Here is a 15,861-nt window from a genome sequence, read left to right as displayed (position 1 = left end):
CTATATTACTATTAGGTAGAAGGAAGAGTTAGGGTGGGAGAAGAGAGATAAATTTCATCAAACTAACTTTTTTACTTATATCCATTGTAAACATGGTTTTAATGACCAGGTTTTACTTTTATGTGCAGAATTGTTCTGACAGTTTAATAGGGGGTAATATTCATGACAAAGAATGACGTATATCAAGCGCGTAAGTCTTTTGAAGTTGAAGGACAACGCTACAACTACTACAGCTTAGATGCTATTGAAAAAGCAGGGGACGGCAAAGTATCACGCCTACCATATTCCATTAAAGTCCTACTTGAAGCGGTACTTCGCCAAGTAGACGGAAGAGTTATTACAAAAGAACATGTTGCAAACCTTGCTAAATGGGGAACAAGCGAGCAACAAGATATAGATGTTCCATTCAAGCCTTCACGCGTTATCCTACAAGATTTCACTGGTGTACCAGTAGTCGTAGATCTAGCTTCTCTACGTAATGCATTCGCTGCACTTGGTGGAGATCCTGATAAAATTAACCCGGAAATTCCGGTTGACCTTGTAATTGACCACTCAGTACAAGTTGATAAAGCAGGAACTTCTGATTCTCTTGATGCCAATATGGATCTTGAATTTGAACGTAATGCAGAGCGTTACCAGTTCCTAAGCTGGGCTCAAAAATCATTCAACAACTACCGTGCTGTTCCACCAGCAACTGGTATCGTTCACCAAGTAAACCTTGAGTTCCTTGCGAACGTAGTCCATGCTGTTGAAACACCAAACGGAGACTTTGAAGTATTCCCTGACTCTGTATTCGGTACAGATTCACATACTACAATGATTAACGGTATCGGTGTTCTTGGATGGGGTGTCGGTGGTATTGAAGCTGAAGCAGGTATGCTTGGACAACCTTCATACTTCCCAGTTCCAAAAGTAGTTGGAGTAAAACTTACTGGTCAACTTCCTAACGGAACAACTGCTACTGACCTTGCATTGAAAGTTACTCAAGTTCTTCGTGCACACGGCGTAGTTGGTAAATTCGTTGAGTTCTACGGCCCAGGAGTTGGATACCTTCCACTTGCTGACCGTGCAACAATCGCTAACATGGCACCAGAATACGGTGCTACAGTTGGGTTCTTCCCGGTTGATGCTGAAGCAATCGATTACATGCGCTTAACTGGCCGTGATGAAAAACAAATTAAAGTGGTTGAAACATACTGCAAAGAAAATGGATTGTTCTATACTCCTGAAAACGAAGACCCAGCATACAATGATGTTGTGGAAATCGACCTTTCAGCTATTGAGCCAAACCTTGCAGGACCTAAACGTCCACAAGATTTAATTCCACTTTCTCAAATGAAAAAATCTTTCCTTGAAGCAATCAATGCACCTATGGGTAACCAAGGTTTTGGCATGACTGATGCTGAATTGGATAAAGAAGTAACAGTTAAATTTGCTGATGGCAAAGAAACTACTATGAAAACAGGTGCGATCGCTATTGCTGCAATCACAAGCTGTACAAATACTTCTAACCCATACGTAATGCTTGGAGCAGGTCTTATTGCTAAAAAAGCGGTTGAAAAAGGCTTGACTGTTCCTGATTATGTTAAAACATCATTAGCACCAGGTTCTAAAGTTGTTACTGGTTACCTTCGTGATGCAGGTCTTCAACCATACTTGGATCAATTAGGATTCAACATCGTTGGTTACGGATGTACAACATGTATCGGTAACTCAGGTCCATTAGCAGACGAAATCGAAGCAGCAGTTGCTGAAGCAGATCTTCTTGTAACATCTGTACTTTCTGGTAACCGTAACTTCGAAGGTCGTATTCACCCATTAGTGAAAGCAAACTACCTTGCTTCTCCAACATTGGTTGTTGCCTATGCACTTGCTGGTACTGTGGACTTCGATCTTAACAATGATTCTCTTGGTAAAGACAAAGACGGTAACGATGTTTACCTTGCTGATATCTGGCCATCACAAGAAGAAGTTAATGCAGCTGTTAAATCAACAGTTACACCGGAATTATTCCGTAAAGAATACGAAACTGTATTCAACGATAACAAACGTTGGAATGATATCGAAACAAGCAATGAAGCTATCTATGCTTTCGATTCTAAATCAACATATATTCAAAATCCTCCATTCTTTGAAGGATTATCACCTGAACCAGGTTCAGTTAACCCACTTACTGGATTGCGCGTAGTTGGTAAATTCGGTGATTCAGTTACAACTGACCATATCTCTCCTGCAGGTGCAATCGGTAAAGATACTCCAGCTGGTATCTACTTACGTGAAAACGGAGTGAAACCACGTGACTTTAACTCTTATGGTTCTCGTCGTGGTAACCACGAAGCGATGATGCGTGGAACATTCGCCAACATCCGTATCCGTAACCAAGTTGCTCCAGGTACAGAAGGTGGTTACACTACTTACTGGCCTACAGGCGATGTAATGGCTATCTATGATGCATGTATGAAATACAAAGCTGATGGAACAGGTCTTGCTGTCATTGCTGGTAAAGATTACGGTATGGGAAGTTCTCGTGACTGGGCTGCAAAAGGTACGAACCTTCTAGGCATTAAAACAGTTATCGCTGAAAGCTTCGAGCGTATTCACCGTTCTAACCTTGCATTGATGGGTGTTCTTCCTCTTCAATTCAAAGAAGGAGAAAACGCTGAGACTCTTGGCTTAACTGGTAAAGAAGCGATTGCTGTTAAGATCGACGAAACAGTTAAACCTCGCGATATGGTAACTGTTACAGCTACTGATGAAGCTGGCAACGTAAAAGAATTTGATGTATTGGTTCGTTTCGATTCTGAAATCGAAATCGACTACTACCGTCACGGTGGTATCCTTCAAATGGTATTACGTAACAAACTTAAAGGTTAATTAACTTTTAGAAGACGACAAACCTGCCTGTCAGGTTTGTCGTTTTTTTTGTGTCAAAGTTATGAAATATAACAAGGGACTTCGATTTTACCTTTTCTGAGCATGATTTTATTGGTAAGATGATGTAAGAGGCTGACAGATATGGAATATGTACTATTTCTTTTGGCGAATGAATATTTTTATTGTAACGGAATTAGGGGGACGGGGTCATGTTAAAGAAAATTATTGCCTCGGTTGTCTTACTATCGCTGATAGCGGTGGCAATCGTTCAAGCAATGGATGATAAACCTGATAAAAATGAAGAAGGAAATTCGATGGGGGGGCTGAAAATTGGTGCCAAAGCACCTGATTTCACCTTAGAAACTTTGAATGGGAAACAGGTGAATTTATCTGACTATAAAGGAAAAAAAGTGATGTTGAATTTCTGGGCAACTTGGTGTCCTCCTTGTAAAAAAGAAATGCCAGATATGGAGAAATACTCAAAGCAGGCTGGGGAAGATGTCGTTATATTGGCTGTTAACATTGATCCAGAAAATGATGTGCAGGCATTTATTGATGATAATGGGATAACATTTACCATTCCATTGGACAGTCAAAGCGCTAAACAACCGGTAAACGATCAATATAAGGTTATGGCCATACCTACAACATACTTTATTGACAGTGAGGGCATTATTCGAAATAAAATGGTTAAAGCGATGCAATTTAATGAAATGGAACAAAACATCAATAGTATGAAATGACGGAATCAATAAGATTCCGTTTATTTAGTAGGATTTAAAAAATGTGTCTAATTTGTCACAAGTTTTTAGAAAAATCAAAAAACATTGCAAAAAATAGATTACACTCCGCCAATTTGGGTTAAAGTATAGAAGACGCGTGAAATGAGTTTGGTACGAACTAAAATGACTGATTATTCAGACTTTATATCAGACTGTCTGTATAGTCATAATTTTACGTTAATTTGGAAAAGATGGAATATACACTATATAGTAAGAAGGTGAAAATATGAAGAAAAGAAAACGATCTTTTGAAGAACTGATTAATGAAAATAAAAAGGAATTGTTAATGGATACAAAGCTGATGGAGAGACTTGAAGAACGACTTGAACAAAAACATATGCAAAAGGCTGAATAATAGCATAAGGGTATGAAAAAGAAGGGCTAGCGATGAATATTTCATTGTTGGCTCTTTTTTACATGCAGTGGTAAAAACATTTGAATTCTCGGAAAACCACTCAAAAACTGGAACTCATGAATTTCATTTTTAAAACCATCCTAAAAATAGGAGGCGATTTATAATGAGTAACCCAAAAAAAGATTCACAACACTTTAGACCGAGCCATCTGGGTACACAACCGAGAACAGGTGGAGGAAATAAAGGAAAGCAAATGCAAGATACTTCAGGAAAGCATGCCCAAGTCATTCAAACTAAAGGTGAGTAAGTAAGAATTCATGTCTTTAAAGGCTAGGTGGAGAAGGGAGTTATTCTTTCTCTACCTTTTCTATTTCAATAACATAACCGAATAAGAACGGAGACGCTATTCTTTAAAGGTATTCTGCAATTATGATAAGATGATGACAGTACGATTGAAAAGGAAGTGGGGAAACAAAATGTGGATAGCAGAAAATGAAATAGAGGTTCGGTATGCTGAAACGGACCAAATGGGAGTCGTGTATCATGCTAATTACTTTGTATGGATGGAACTTGGCAGGACGAAATTAATTAATGATTTAGGTTTCCGTTATGCAGATATGGAAGCGGAGAACATCCTTTCCCCCGTGATGGATATACAGGCTACTTACAAAATACCTGTACGTTACGGTGAAAAAGTGCTGATCAAGACATGGATTGAAGAATATGATGGGCTCCGTGTCGTTTATGGATATGAAATCATGAACCAGGATAATAAAGTGGCGGCAACCGGCCAATCTGTGCATGTTTGCGTAAAAAAGGAAAACTTTAAACCTGTGTCCATCAGAAGGCTATTTCCAGCGTGGCATGAAGCCTATGAAAAAAATAAAAAGTGATATTTACATAACCGAGGTGAACAGTATGGCGTTCGGGATTAAGCGGGTCGACGTTATTAACTGGAAACGTCAAATCGACCAAGGAAAAATTGCGTTTTTAACTCACTATTGGCTTGATGATCGTTTTCCTGGTTGCAAGACAGTGACCAAAGTCGGATGTAAGGACATGGATCGTTTAGCGGAGTGGGGAGAGAAATATGGTTTGAGAAAAGAATGGATTCATCACAGGAAGGATGGTTATTCCCATTTTGACCTGTTGGGGGATCGGCAAAGAGACATTCTTAAAGCTGAGGATATCAAAGAAAGATTAGTCAAGTAAAAGGCGAAACAAGGGAAACTGACAGCAGCAGGGTTCCCTGCTGCATGGTCAAGCTCCTTTTTTGTATACGAATTCAGGTTCAGCAGATTTCTCATTGAAAGTGATTAATAAATCATGTCCATCGAAAAACCATGTATCTTTTTCTTCTACATAAAAGGTGATTGATCTCATTGTATCTGAAGCTGCTATGGCTTCAGGTTCTTCCTGAATGATGCCCAATGAAAATCCGCTTTGGACAGTACTTACCCCTCCGTATCGTGCATGAAAGCGCAGATAAGCCCCTTCAGGCAATTCTAACTCATCGATATACCATTTGGCAGCCCGGTCGGAAATTTGTAGTTTCAAAAAGTGAACCTCCTCCCTTTAATTGAACATGTTCATTATAAGATAAATGCAGTAAAGATGCGAATAAAGTATGTTGTGGAGGAAAATCAAGAATGAATATACCCTATACGATTTGTTTTATTACCCGAGTAAGATCAGGCAGGGTCGAAATTCTTATGCTTTTGCGTAATAATGAACCTAATAAACATAAATGGAATGGCGTTGGTGGAAAAATCGAGGAAGGAGAGACCGTCAATGACTCGATGGCTCGAGAAATAATCGAAGAAACAGGGCTGAAAGTGAACAATCTGTGTTTCCGTGGTATCGTAACATGGAACGAGACGAGTGGAATGTACGTTTATCGGGCCGAAGACACAGGTGGAGAACTCATTGCTTGTGATGAAGGTGAACTTGCCTGGAAGCCCTACGAGTGGGTCATGGAGACTGATGAAGCTGTGTCGAATATTAAACATTATTTAAATGAAACTTTATTTGAGCAGTCTTTATACGAATTTGCTTTGACATATGAAAATGAACGACTACTTTCCTTTGAAAAAAAATCCTTACCTGATAATTATCCGCTACTACTTACTAAATAAAAGAGCATTTTTTATTTATGAATCATGCACTAAAATGAATTTTCCTGTACATATGTAGATGAATATAAAAGTAGGGGTAATGAAGAATTCCTAACATCACACATGGGAGTTAAGGGTACGGAGAAGTGAGAGATGAAAAAACGGTGTTTTTATAGGGATGTATTTTTCGGAATCGAATTATGTAATGGATATTGAGAAAGATGGCATGCTTTCCATGCAAAAAGAAAGCATGCCTAAATCGTAACTGCGGATCATGCTATTTTTTGTTTTCTTTTTCTTCGGCCTCGGCTAGTTTCTTTAACAAGATGGGTGTAGGCATATGCATAATTTGCTCTAAAGGTAGGTTAAGTGTCTCAGATAGCTTTATTGCGGTATCTGATGAGATTTGTAAAGGTTTCACGGTTTCTCTCCTAATCTTCTATTCAATATTTAATGGTGAAAAAGTGATGAAAAGCCCATCTAATGGGCTTTTTCTCTTGCTGAATTATAGCCATTTCACTTTCGGTTCCGTCTTATCGATAATTCGTTTAATATTGGCACGATGACGGTAAAAAATGAAAACGGTCAGTATACCGATCACGATGATAAGAGCCCAGTCGCCGAAATGGAATACTAGGCTGTATATGAGGGCCACTAGGCAAGCAATCATTGATGATAGTGATACATATTTGGTTATGTATAAGGATATAAAAAATATGAGAACGGCAAAAAGGAAAAATAAAGGTTCATAAGCCAGTATGACACCAGCTGATGTTGCAACTGCTTTTCCACCCCGGAAATTCGCAAAGATGGGGAACATATGACCGATTACTGCACAAATTCCAGCTAGTAATTCAGGCATATCCGCACCTAGGAAGAATGGGAGGAGCGTGGCTAATGTACCTTTAAGTATGTCCATGATCGTTACGGTCAGCCCAGCCTTGACACCAAGCGTTCTGAAGGTGTTCGTGCCACCTAAGTTTTTACTGCCATGCTCCCGAATATCAATGTTGTAAAAGGTTTTTCCGATTATCAAACCTGATGGAATCGATCCGATTAAGTAGGCAGCCAGAATAATGATGATTGTAAGCATTCGATAACCCTTTCTTAAAGAAGAATATTCATATTTTATCGTGCATGAACAGGCTGAAAGTGATAGAAGGACCAAATCAGCCTCAAATACCTGATAAGTTTATCTTATTGTAACATTTTCATGATAAAATGGCATGGCTGTCTGGAAAAATCCTTATGAATTTTTTTGATATATCTTCGAATTCTATGATTTGAATGGTTTATAAGAAGGGTTTATCGTTAATATAAGAAATGTAACATGTACTTCCATCCAAGTATCGGGATAACCATTCCTTTATGTCTGAAATGAAATTAATCGACGAAATATCTGTTCGGTAAGAATGAATTTTTGTATAATGGTTTTCTTAATAATGGTATTAAACTGCTTTTCTTTGTAAAATATTCTTAATGAGGCAAAACTATTCGTTAGTATTGTATTTTATATTAAAGGGGACTGATAAAAGTGATTGAAAATCCTAGTAGGGAAGAAATGGGCAAGATGTTAAAAAAATCGAAACGGATTGCTGTGGTAGGACTATCGAATAATCCTGATCGAACTTCATATATGGTTTCAAAAGCTATGCAGGATAATGGATATGAAATCATTCCGGTCAATCCTGCCGTATCCGAAGTGATGGGGGTTAAGGCGGTTGCATCACTAAAAGATATTGTTGGACATGTCGATATCGTCAATGTTTTTCGCCGCTCTGAATACCTACCGGAGATTGCAAAAGAATTCGCAGAAATTGATGCGGATATCTTTTGGGCACAACTAGGGGTTGAAAACGAAGAGGCATATAATTTTCTAAAAGAAAAAGGCTATACTGTTATTATGAATCGATGTATAAAAGTTGAACACGCTCTTACAAAATAAAGTAAAGAGCGGATTTTTCCGCTCTTTTTTTTATAAGTGGGGAATTAAATTTTTTGAAAAACATAGCTTGAATTGAAAACGAAACATAGTTATCGCAATTAAACTACATATAAAATTTAAGAGAAATAGTAAAACGCTATTTGCCAAATGAAAATTTACGGCTACAATTAGAACGGTGGATCAGATAGATTTTACAATAAAACGAACATGATAAATTCCGATCAAGAATATTAACGTTTAATAAAGGGACGAAAAAAATAGAACACTTGTTCTTTTTGTTCGAAACCATTATACTTTATGTAAAGATAACGAACATATAAATTATTTGGTTTAAGGTTAAGAGTCATTTCATTGCAGTATGATTTGGCCCGGAAATTGTGTTTAGTAAGGAAAGGGGAATTTCTGTGGCAAAGAAAGTAAAGACAATCGAGTACAATGATGATGCAATTCAGGTACTGGAAGGACTCGAAGCGGTCAGAAAACGTCCCGGTATGTATATCGGCAGTACGGATGCACGTGGACTTCATCATTTAGTGTATGAGATTGTGGATAACTCCGTAGATGAGGTTTTGGCCGGTTATGGAGACCACATTAGTGTGAAAATACATAAAGATAATAGTGTAAGTGTAACGGATAAGGGTCGGGGGATGCCTACAGGTATGCATAAAACGGGGAAACCTACACCTGAAGTCATTTTGACGATTCTTCATGCCGGAGGTAAGTTCGGACAAGGTGGATATAAAACAAGTGGCGGTCTGCACGGGGTTGGTGCATCAGTTGTGAATGCATTGTCTGAATGGCTTGTCGTCACGATTAAAAGAGACGGGTTCATTTATGAACAACGTTTCTTCAACGGGGGTAAACCGGAAACCACCTTGGAGAAAATCGGCAAAACCAATCAATCCGGGACAAGAATTCATTTTAAGCCGGATCCTAAAATATTTTCGGTTACCACATTTAATTATGATACGCTCTCTGAAAGACTTCGTGAGTCTGCTTTTCTTTTAAAGGGCATGAAAATAGAGTTGATAGATGAACGGAAAAATGAGCATGAAATATTCCATTATGAAACTGGGATAGAAGCTTTTGTAGAATATTTAAATGAGGAAAAAGAGACGCTCCATAATGTTGTCAGTTTAGAAGGGGAACAGAATGGAATTGAGGTCGACCTGGCTTTTCAATTTAATGATGGATATTCAGAAAACATCCTAAGCTTTGTCAATAATGTCCGCACGAAAGATGGCGGGACCCATGAAATTGGGGCTAAGACAGCGATGACACGTTCATTTAATGATTACGCCAGAAAGATGGGGTTATTAAAGGAAAAAGATAAAAATCTTGAAGGATCGGATATACGAGAAGGATTATCTTCAATTATTTCTGTCCGCATTCCGGAAGAGCTCCTGCAATTTGAAGGTCAGACTAAAAGCAAGCTGGGTACCAGTGAAGCGCGGTCTGCTGTCGATTCAATCGTTTCAGAGCATTTAGCATACTTTTTTGAAGAAGATCCGACGACTACCACACTATTAGTGAAAAAGTCCATCAAAGCTTTCCAAGCTCGTGAAGCGGCCCGAAAAGCTCGGGAAGATGCTAGAAGCGGAAAGAAACGGAAAAAATCTGATGGTAATCTTTCGGGGAAATTGACGCCAGCCCAATCGAAAAATCCCGAGCGAAATGAATTATATCTTGTTGAAGGGGACTCTGCAGGAGGATCTGCCAAGCAAGGTCGGGATCGACGTTTTCAAGCGGTGCTACCGCTAAGGGGTAAAGTCATCAATACCGAAAAGGCTAAGCTTGCCGATATTTTCAAAAATGAAGAAATAAACACGATTATTCATGCCATAGGTGCAGGAGTGGGGGCGGAATTCAATACCCCTGATACCAATTATGATAAAGTCATCATCATGACTGATGCCGATACGGATGGAGCACATATTCAAGTATTACTGCTTACATTCTTTTATCGTTATATGAAGCCATTAATAGAGGCAGGAAAGGTATTTATCGCCTTGCCGCCATTATATAAAGTGAGTAAAGGCACGGGAAAGAAAGAGATTATAGAATATGCCTGGAGCGATGATGAACTTCAGGGTGCAATTGATAAAATAGGCAGAGGCTATATGATCCAGCGCTATAAGGGTCTTGGTGAGATGAATGCCGATCAGCTATGGGATACGACCATGAATCCGGAAACAAGAACATTGATTCGCGTCAAAATCGATGACGGGGCACGTGCTGAAAGACGTGTAACAACGTTAATGGGTGACAAAGTAGAGCCGCGCCGTAAATGGATTGAAGCCAATGTTGCTTTTGGTCTCGAAGAGGAATCGAATATTTTAGATAATGAAAATATGTCGATTGAAGAGGAGGTCAATAACGATGGTATTTGAAGAGTCATTTCGTGATTTACCGCTAGAAGAGGTTATTGGAGATCGCTTCGGGCGTTATAGTAAATATATTATTCAGGATCGTGCATTACCAGATGCAAGAGATGGATTAAAACCGGTTCAGCGCCGGATTTTATATGCCATGTTTGTAGAAGGGAATACCCAGGAAAAAGGGTTTAGAAAATCTGCCAAAACGGTCGGTAATGTTATTGGTAACTATCACCCACACGGTGATTCCTCAGTTTATGAGGCCATGGTACGGATGAGTCAGGATTGGAAGTTGCGGAAGGTCATGGTTCAGATGCATGGAAACAACGGTAGTATCGATGGTGACCCACCAGCTGCAATGCGTTATACGGAAGCAAGGCTTTCAGCCATTGCCTCCGAGATGTTACGTGATATAGACAAGCGGACTGTTGATTTTGTCTCCAATTTTGACGATACATCCGAAGAACCTATCGTATTACCGGCAATGTTCCCGAACCTGCTCGTAAACGGTTCGACAGGTATATCTGCTGGTTATGCAACGGAGATTCCTCCACATCAATTAGGCGAAGTCATTGATGCAGCCATTATGAGGATCGATAACCCGAAAGCGACAGTCGCGGATTTGATGACAGTTATCAAAGGTCCCGATTTCCCAACAGGCGGTATCATTCAGGGAATCGAAGGCATTCGTAAAGCCTATGAAACCGGCAAAGGTAAAATCATCGTCCGTGGCTTGGCTGATGTGGAAACGATACGTGGAGGAAAGCAACAAATTGTCGTTACGGAAATCCCTTATGAAGTCAATAAAGCGAATCTTGTAAAGAAAATAGATGAGTTCCGGCTTGATCGTAAAGTTGAAGGAATTGCGGAGGTTCGTGATGAAACCGACCGTACGGGACTTCGAATCGTAATTGAATTGAGAAAAGAAGCAGATGCAAATGGTGTCTTGCATTATTTATATAAAAATTCCGATCTCCAGGTTTCTTATAATTTTAATATGGTGGCGATTTATAAAAAACGGCCGACATTGATGAGCCTGCCTAAAATGCTTGATGCATATATTGACCATCGTAAAGAGGTTATAATTAACCGATCTCGTTTTGAACTTCAAAAAGCACACGATAGGGCACATATTGTAGACGGCTTAATAAAGGCTCTATCCATTTTAGATGAAGTCATCGCTGTCATCCGAGGTTCTAAGGATAAAAGAGATGCTAAAGATAACCTGATTGCCAAGTTTACCTTTACCGAAGCTCAGTCCGAAGCCATTGTATCTTTACAGCTCTACCGTTTGACCAACACGGACATTACAGCTCTAAAAGCTGAAGCAGCAGAGTTAAACAGTAAGATTGAGGAATTGACTAAAATACTTGGTAGTGAGAAGGTTCTACTTCAAGTCATTAAAAAAGAATTACGATTTATTAAAAAAGGGTTTGATGACGGCCGACGTTCGAAAATCGAGAATGAGATTGAAGAAATCAAGATCAATCTTGAAGTCTTGATAGCAAGTGAGGACGTTATGGTCACTGTAACGAAAGAGGGCTATGTCAAGCGTACATCGCTACGATCTTATTCGGCATCCGGTGGGCTTGATTTTGGCATGAAGGATTCAGACCGCATGCTTCAGAAACTGGAAATGAATACGACAGACGTACTGCTGTTGTTCACTTCCAAAGGTAATTTCCTATATTGTCCAGTCCATCAGCTTCCAGATATTCGTTGGAAAGAAACGGGCCAACATATCGCGAATATCATCCCAATAGATCGGGATGAGCAAATCATTAAGGCCATTCCAATAAAAGATTTCAATCAACCAGAGTTTTTAGTGTTCATAACGAAAAATGGCATGGTCAAAAAGACCGAACTAGCTTCCTATAAAGCACAGCGTCATTCCAAAACCCTAGTAGGCATCAATTTAAAGGGTGATGATGAATTGATTGATGTTCACCACACCGATGGCAAGGCTGATCTATTCATAGTCACCCACAATGGTTATGGCTTATGGTTTGATGAAGAAGAAGTGAGTGTTGTAGGCATCCGTGCTGCTGGTGTGAAGGGAATCAATTTAAAAGAAGATGATTATGTCATTGGCGGTAAGATATTAGCCAAGGATAGTAAGGAATCCATTTTGATCGTCACACAACGCGGGGCCATCAAGAAAATGAAATTGACGGAGTTCGAAAAAACAAGCCGTGCTAAACGTGGGGTTGTCGTATTAAGGGAACTTAAATCAAATCCTCATCGTGTCATTGGATTTGATACAGTCAATAAAACCGATAGTTTGTTCATTCTTTCTGAAAAAGGCAAAATTGAAACCGTTCATGCATCATCATTGAAAAATCATGATCGCTACACAAATGGTTCCTTTATTTTTGACGAAACGGAAAGCGGAAAAGCAAAAGAATTATGGAAAATTTCATTAGAAGATGAATCTGTAAAAGATTCGTAACATCCATTCATTTTATAGTAGGGATGCTGACTTGGTCAGCATCCCTTTTCTGTATTTCTATGGTTGATCTGTGTTCAAATCTAGGCTCATTCGTCCCTTACTGTCCGTGTAGTCAAATAACACCATTTACATTTACCCCGATGCCTTCTTTACTCACTAACTACTTAATATGTTCTTAATTCAAAAGTGAATGATTAAGTCAAAATTAAATCGTTGTAGTGTCCATGAGAAAATCTCAATAATTGGATGATTAATTCAAATTTGAATTTTAATGAAACCAGATTGCTAGCCTGGTAGCGTTTTTAATTTGGCACATTACTTGCATATGATAATTGTATCTTCTTGATTTTTGTGAATTAGGAAAGGGAGCAAAAATGGATAGATCTTATAACAAGAATTCTAATCTTGAAAAAAATTGAAATGACCTTCCTACATGCTCGTCAAAAAGACATATTTTTTAATCTTCGACTCGTATTTCTATTAAACTGCGGTTCATTTAAACAAAAGCCTATACATAGTGCTTTAAGTTAAGAAACAACTCATGTGAAAAAGGTTCGATCGGCAGAAACCAATTAAAAAAAAAGGGGGGCTAACGGCATGGACTTTCGCTTTGATGCAGAGACTCTACTTTTGAAAGAAAATATCCGGCAATTTATTCAAGACGAAATCGAACCATTTGCCATGCAGATTGAAGAGGAAGACCGTATCCCTGATTCTCTCATTCAATTATCTAAAGAAATGGGCTTATTCGGTCTTAGTATCCCTGAGAGGTATGATGGACTAGGTATCGGTATGGTCGAAAAATGTGCCTTATATGAGGAAATAGGAAAAACGCATAATGGGTATACGACGTTGATAGGAGCCCATACCGGTATCGGAACAGTCGGTATTGTGGAGATGGGGAATGAAGAACAAAAGCAAAAGTATCTTTCTGACATGGCAAGTGGAAATCGAATCGGAGCATTTGCTTTAACGGAACCAGCTGCAGGATCACATGCCACAAATTTAAAAATGACCGCGGTAAAATCAGGTGATAGATATATCCTGAATGGAACAAAGCACTATATAACGAATGCGGATGTGGCAGATATTTTCACCGTCATGGCTGTTACGGATAAGGAAAAAGGAGCAAAAGGAATCACTTCATTCATCGTAGAAAAGGGATTCCCAGGATTCCAAGTAGGTAGTATGGAAAGGAAAATGGGGCTACGAGGTTCCCATTCTGCAGAACTGATTTTTGAAAATTGCGAGGTTCCTTTGGAAAATGTACTGGGGGAAGTTGGCCAAGGATACGTCAATGCCCTTAAAATCCTGGCAAACGGTCGAGCAGGACTCGCAGCACGCAATTTAGGTTCATGTCAGTACTTATTGGATTTATCCATTCATTATGCAATGGAACGGGAACAATTTGATGTACCGATTATTGAACACCAGGCTGTATCCCATATGATAGCTGAGATGGCAATGGAAATAGAGGCACTTCGTTCTTTTACCTATAGAGTGGCCTGGATGGTCGATCAGGGAGAGAAAATCATTAAGGAAGCGGCCATGCTGAAGCTTTTCGGTTCGGAAGTATATAATCGGGTGGCGGATAAAGCGGTCCAGATTCATGGAGGACTCGGATATATTAAGGATTTTCCTATCGAACGTTTCTTTCGGGATGCAAGAATTACTAGAATTTATGAAGGTACGTCGGAAATCCAGAAAAACATCATTACAGGGCAATTGAAGAAAGCGCATTCAAAATAATTTTAATGGAAGCTGGAGGGATTGTAATGGATTTACGTTTATCGGATGAACAAAGAATGGTGCAAAAAACGATTCGTAAGTTTGTCGAAAATGAACTGATTCCACTGGAAAATGAAGTGCTCCGGAATGAAATAGCCGGAAAGCCCAGTTTACCTGCAGAGACATTACAGGAATTACAGGAAAAAGCAAAAAAGGCGGGGTTTTGGGGAGTTAATACACCTGAAGAATATGGTGGGGCTGATTTAGGGCAAATGATGATGGCCATCGTGCTGATGGAAGTTTCGAAGACATTCGTTCCTTTCAGTTTCGGTGGATCAGCTGATAATATTCTGTATTATGGAAATGAAGAACAGAAGAAGAAATATCTGATTCCAACGATCAATGGGGAGAAGAAGTCTTGTTTTGCGATGACGGAACCAGGGGCTGGATCCGATACACGCAACATAAAAATGACGGCCATTAAGGATGGAGACGAGTGGGTGCTGAATGGCGAAAAAACGTTCATCACCGGTGGAAATGATGCAGATTTTGTCATGGTCATTGCGGTTACGGACAAAGAACGTCACCAGGCAACGGGGACGGAAGGCGTCACCTGTTTCATCGTGGATCGGGACATGGGATGGAAATCAGAATATATCAATACGATGGGCGAATGGGGACCTGCCGGTTTAGTGTTCGACAATGTACGGGTACCTGAGGAGAATATATTAGGGGAAATACATGGTGGCTACAAATTGGGTCTCGAGTGGATAGGTTTTGCAAGATGGATTGTTGGGGCAAGGGCAGTGGGTTCAGCTGAACGATTACTCCAAATGGCCATCGACTATGCAAAGGAGCGGGTAACTTTCGGGAAGCCTATTGCGGAACGTCAGGCCATTCAATGGCAGATTGCAGACTCTGCTGTTGAAATTGAAGCGGCAAGGTGGTTAGTCTTAAATGCAGCTTTCACACTTGATAATGGAGAAGACAATCGTCATCTAGCCTCGATGGCTAAACTTTATGGCTCGAATATGGGGAATCGAGTCGTCGATCGTGTTTTGCAAATCCATGGTGGCATGGGTTATACAAAAGAACTGCCTATTGAGCGTTGGTACCGTGAAGCAAGGCTCTGGAGAATATACGATGGTACAGATGAAATTCAGCGTATGATCATTTCAAGGAACTTAATTAAAGGACATGTTAAACTAGGACAATTTTTATAATAGATGAGGAGGAACA

At 39.6% G+C, this 15,861-nt stretch carries 15 protein-coding genes; 12 read left to right on the top strand and 3 right to left on the bottom strand.

All coding sequences use genetic code 11. From position 1 onward, the window contains the following. Positions 1-162 precede the first annotated feature (162 nt). The 6 genes from acnA to ACIQXQ_RS17260 all read left to right on the top strand — a co-directional run bounded on the left by acnA (position 163) and on the right by ACIQXQ_RS17260 (position 5,223). Positions 163-2,874 carry an aconitate hydratase AcnA gene (gene acnA, locus ACIQXQ_RS17285; protein WP_402959126.1) on the top strand — a complete coding sequence of 904 codons (2,712 nt, stop codon included), beginning with the start codon at positions 163-165 and terminating at the stop codon, positions 2,872-2,874. Positions 2,875-3,083: 209 nt separating this feature from the next. Next, on the top strand, positions 3,084-3,617 hold the full coding sequence (locus ACIQXQ_RS17280; protein ID WP_402872649.1) for a TlpA disulfide reductase family protein: 534 nt from the start codon (positions 3,084-3,086) through the stop codon (positions 3,615-3,617). Between the two features lie 265 nt (positions 3,618-3,882). Further along, the gene (locus tag ACIQXQ_RS17275; protein WP_402872652.1) at positions 3,883-4,011 is read left to right on the top strand and encodes an FbpB family small basic protein; all 129 of its coding nucleotides are present in this window, start codon (positions 3,883-3,885) and stop codon (positions 4,009-4,011) included. Between the two features lie 163 nt (positions 4,012-4,174). After that, on the top strand, positions 4,175-4,318 hold the full coding sequence (locus ACIQXQ_RS17270) for an acid-soluble spore protein N (protein ID WP_402872655.1): 144 nt from the start codon (positions 4,175-4,177) through the stop codon (positions 4,316-4,318). 169 nt (positions 4,319-4,487) lie between these two features. Beyond that, positions 4,488-4,904 carry an acyl-CoA thioesterase gene (locus tag ACIQXQ_RS17265; RefSeq protein WP_402872658.1) on the top strand — a complete coding sequence of 139 codons (417 nt, stop codon included), beginning with the start codon at positions 4,488-4,490 and terminating at the stop codon, positions 4,902-4,904. A gap of 25 nt (positions 4,905-4,929) precedes the next feature. Then, the gene (locus ACIQXQ_RS17260; protein ID WP_402873200.1) at positions 4,930-5,223 is read left to right on the top strand and encodes a hypothetical protein; all 294 of its coding nucleotides are present in this window, start codon (positions 4,930-4,932) and stop codon (positions 5,221-5,223) included. Positions 5,224-5,271: 48 nt separating this feature from the next. On the opposite strand, the gene ACIQXQ_RS17255 is transcribed toward ACIQXQ_RS17260, so the two are convergent. Further along, positions 5,272-5,568: a HesB/YadR/YfhF family protein gene (locus ACIQXQ_RS17255; protein ID WP_402872660.1), complete on the bottom strand. Its 297-nt coding sequence runs from the start codon at positions 5,566-5,568 to the stop codon at positions 5,272-5,274. Between the two features lie 92 nt (positions 5,569-5,660). Here ACIQXQ_RS17255 and ACIQXQ_RS17250 point away from each other — a divergent pair, with 92 nt between their 5' ends. Then, the gene (locus ACIQXQ_RS17250) at positions 5,661-6,146 is read left to right on the top strand and encodes an NUDIX hydrolase (protein WP_402959123.1); all 486 of its coding nucleotides are present in this window, start codon (positions 5,661-5,663) and stop codon (positions 6,144-6,146) included. A 256-nt stretch (positions 6,147-6,402) separates the two neighbouring features. Here the strand turns inward: ACIQXQ_RS17250 and ACIQXQ_RS17245 are convergent, their stop codons facing one another. Then, positions 6,403-6,546, bottom strand: a complete 144-nt coding sequence (locus tag ACIQXQ_RS17245) for a YycC family protein (protein WP_402872669.1) — start codon at positions 6,544-6,546, stop codon at positions 6,403-6,405. Between the two features lie 84 nt (positions 6,547-6,630). Continuing rightward, positions 6,631-7,218 carry a glycerol-3-phosphate 1-O-acyltransferase PlsY gene (plsY, locus tag ACIQXQ_RS17240; protein WP_402872672.1) on the bottom strand — a complete coding sequence of 196 codons (588 nt, stop codon included), beginning with the start codon at positions 7,216-7,218 and terminating at the stop codon, positions 6,631-6,633. 468 nt (positions 7,219-7,686) lie between these two features. Here plsY and ACIQXQ_RS17235 point away from each other — a divergent pair, with 468 nt between their 5' ends. The 5 genes from ACIQXQ_RS17235 to ACIQXQ_RS17215 all read left to right on the top strand — a co-directional run bounded on the left by ACIQXQ_RS17235 (position 7,687) and on the right by ACIQXQ_RS17215 (position 15,845). Continuing rightward, positions 7,687-8,070: a CoA-binding protein gene (locus tag ACIQXQ_RS17235; protein ID WP_402873203.1), complete on the top strand. Its 384-nt coding sequence runs from the start codon at positions 7,687-7,689 to the stop codon at positions 8,068-8,070. 404 nt (positions 8,071-8,474) lie between these two features. Further along, a complete protein-coding gene (gene parE, locus ACIQXQ_RS17230; RefSeq protein ID WP_402872675.1) occupies positions 8,475-10,460 on the top strand; it encodes a DNA topoisomerase IV subunit B in 1,986 nt (661 codons plus the stop codon). Then, positions 10,450-12,894, top strand: coding sequence for a DNA topoisomerase IV subunit A (gene parC / locus ACIQXQ_RS17225; protein ID WP_402872678.1), 2,445 nt, complete (start codon positions 10,450-10,452; stop codon positions 12,892-12,894). Before parE ends, parC begins: the two co-directional genes overlap by 11 nt. 597 nt (positions 12,895-13,491) lie before the next feature. After that, the gene (locus tag ACIQXQ_RS17220; RefSeq protein ID WP_402872681.1) at positions 13,492-14,643 is read left to right on the top strand and encodes an acyl-CoA dehydrogenase family protein; all 1,152 of its coding nucleotides are present in this window, start codon (positions 13,492-13,494) and stop codon (positions 14,641-14,643) included. A gap of 26 nt (positions 14,644-14,669) precedes the next feature. Further along, on the top strand, positions 14,670-15,845 hold the full coding sequence (locus ACIQXQ_RS17215; protein ID WP_402872684.1) for an acyl-CoA dehydrogenase family protein: 1,176 nt from the start codon (positions 14,670-14,672) through the stop codon (positions 15,843-15,845). Positions 15,846-15,861: the final 16 nt, after the last annotated feature.

The organism is Peribacillus sp. NPDC097198, assembly GCF_044762055.1.
Taxonomy (GTDB): domain Bacteria; phylum Bacillota; class Bacilli; order Bacillales; family DSM-1321; genus Peribacillus.
This window is presented reverse-complemented; position numbering and strand designations above follow the sequence as displayed.

Coding starts and splice junctions, on each gene's coding strand:
- ACIQXQ_RS17215 (WP_402872684.1), top strand. CDS start 14,670: ATGGATTTACGTTTATCGGATGAACAAAGAATGGTGCAAAAAACGATT.
- parC (WP_402872678.1), top strand. CDS start 10,450: ATGGTATTTGAAGAGTCATTTCGTGATTTACCGCTAGAAGAGGTTATT.
- ACIQXQ_RS17270 (WP_402872655.1), top strand. CDS start 4,175: ATGAGTAACCCAAAAAAAGATTCACAACACTTTAGACCGAGCCATCTG.
- ACIQXQ_RS17250 (WP_402959123.1), top strand. CDS start 5,661: ATGAATATACCCTATACGATTTGTTTTATTACCCGAGTAAGATCAGGC.
- ACIQXQ_RS17275 (WP_402872652.1), top strand. CDS start 3,883: ATGAAGAAAAGAAAACGATCTTTTGAAGAACTGATTAATGAAAATAAA.
- ACIQXQ_RS17220 (WP_402872681.1), top strand. CDS start 13,492: ATGGACTTTCGCTTTGATGCAGAGACTCTACTTTTGAAAGAAAATATC.
- ACIQXQ_RS17265 (WP_402872658.1), top strand. CDS start 4,488: ATGTGGATAGCAGAAAATGAAATAGAGGTTCGGTATGCTGAAACGGAC.
- acnA (WP_402959126.1), top strand. CDS start 163: ATGACAAAGAATGACGTATATCAAGCGCGTAAGTCTTTTGAAGTTGAA.
- ACIQXQ_RS17235 (WP_402873203.1), top strand. CDS start 7,687: ATGGGCAAGATGTTAAAAAAATCGAAACGGATTGCTGTGGTAGGACTA.
- ACIQXQ_RS17260 (WP_402873200.1), top strand. CDS start 4,930: ATGGCGTTCGGGATTAAGCGGGTCGACGTTATTAACTGGAAACGTCAA.
- plsY (WP_402872672.1), bottom strand. CDS start 7,218: ATGCTTACAATCATCATTATTCTGGCTGCCTACTTAATCGGATCGATT.
- ACIQXQ_RS17280 (WP_402872649.1), top strand. CDS start 3,084: ATGTTAAAGAAAATTATTGCCTCGGTTGTCTTACTATCGCTGATAGCG.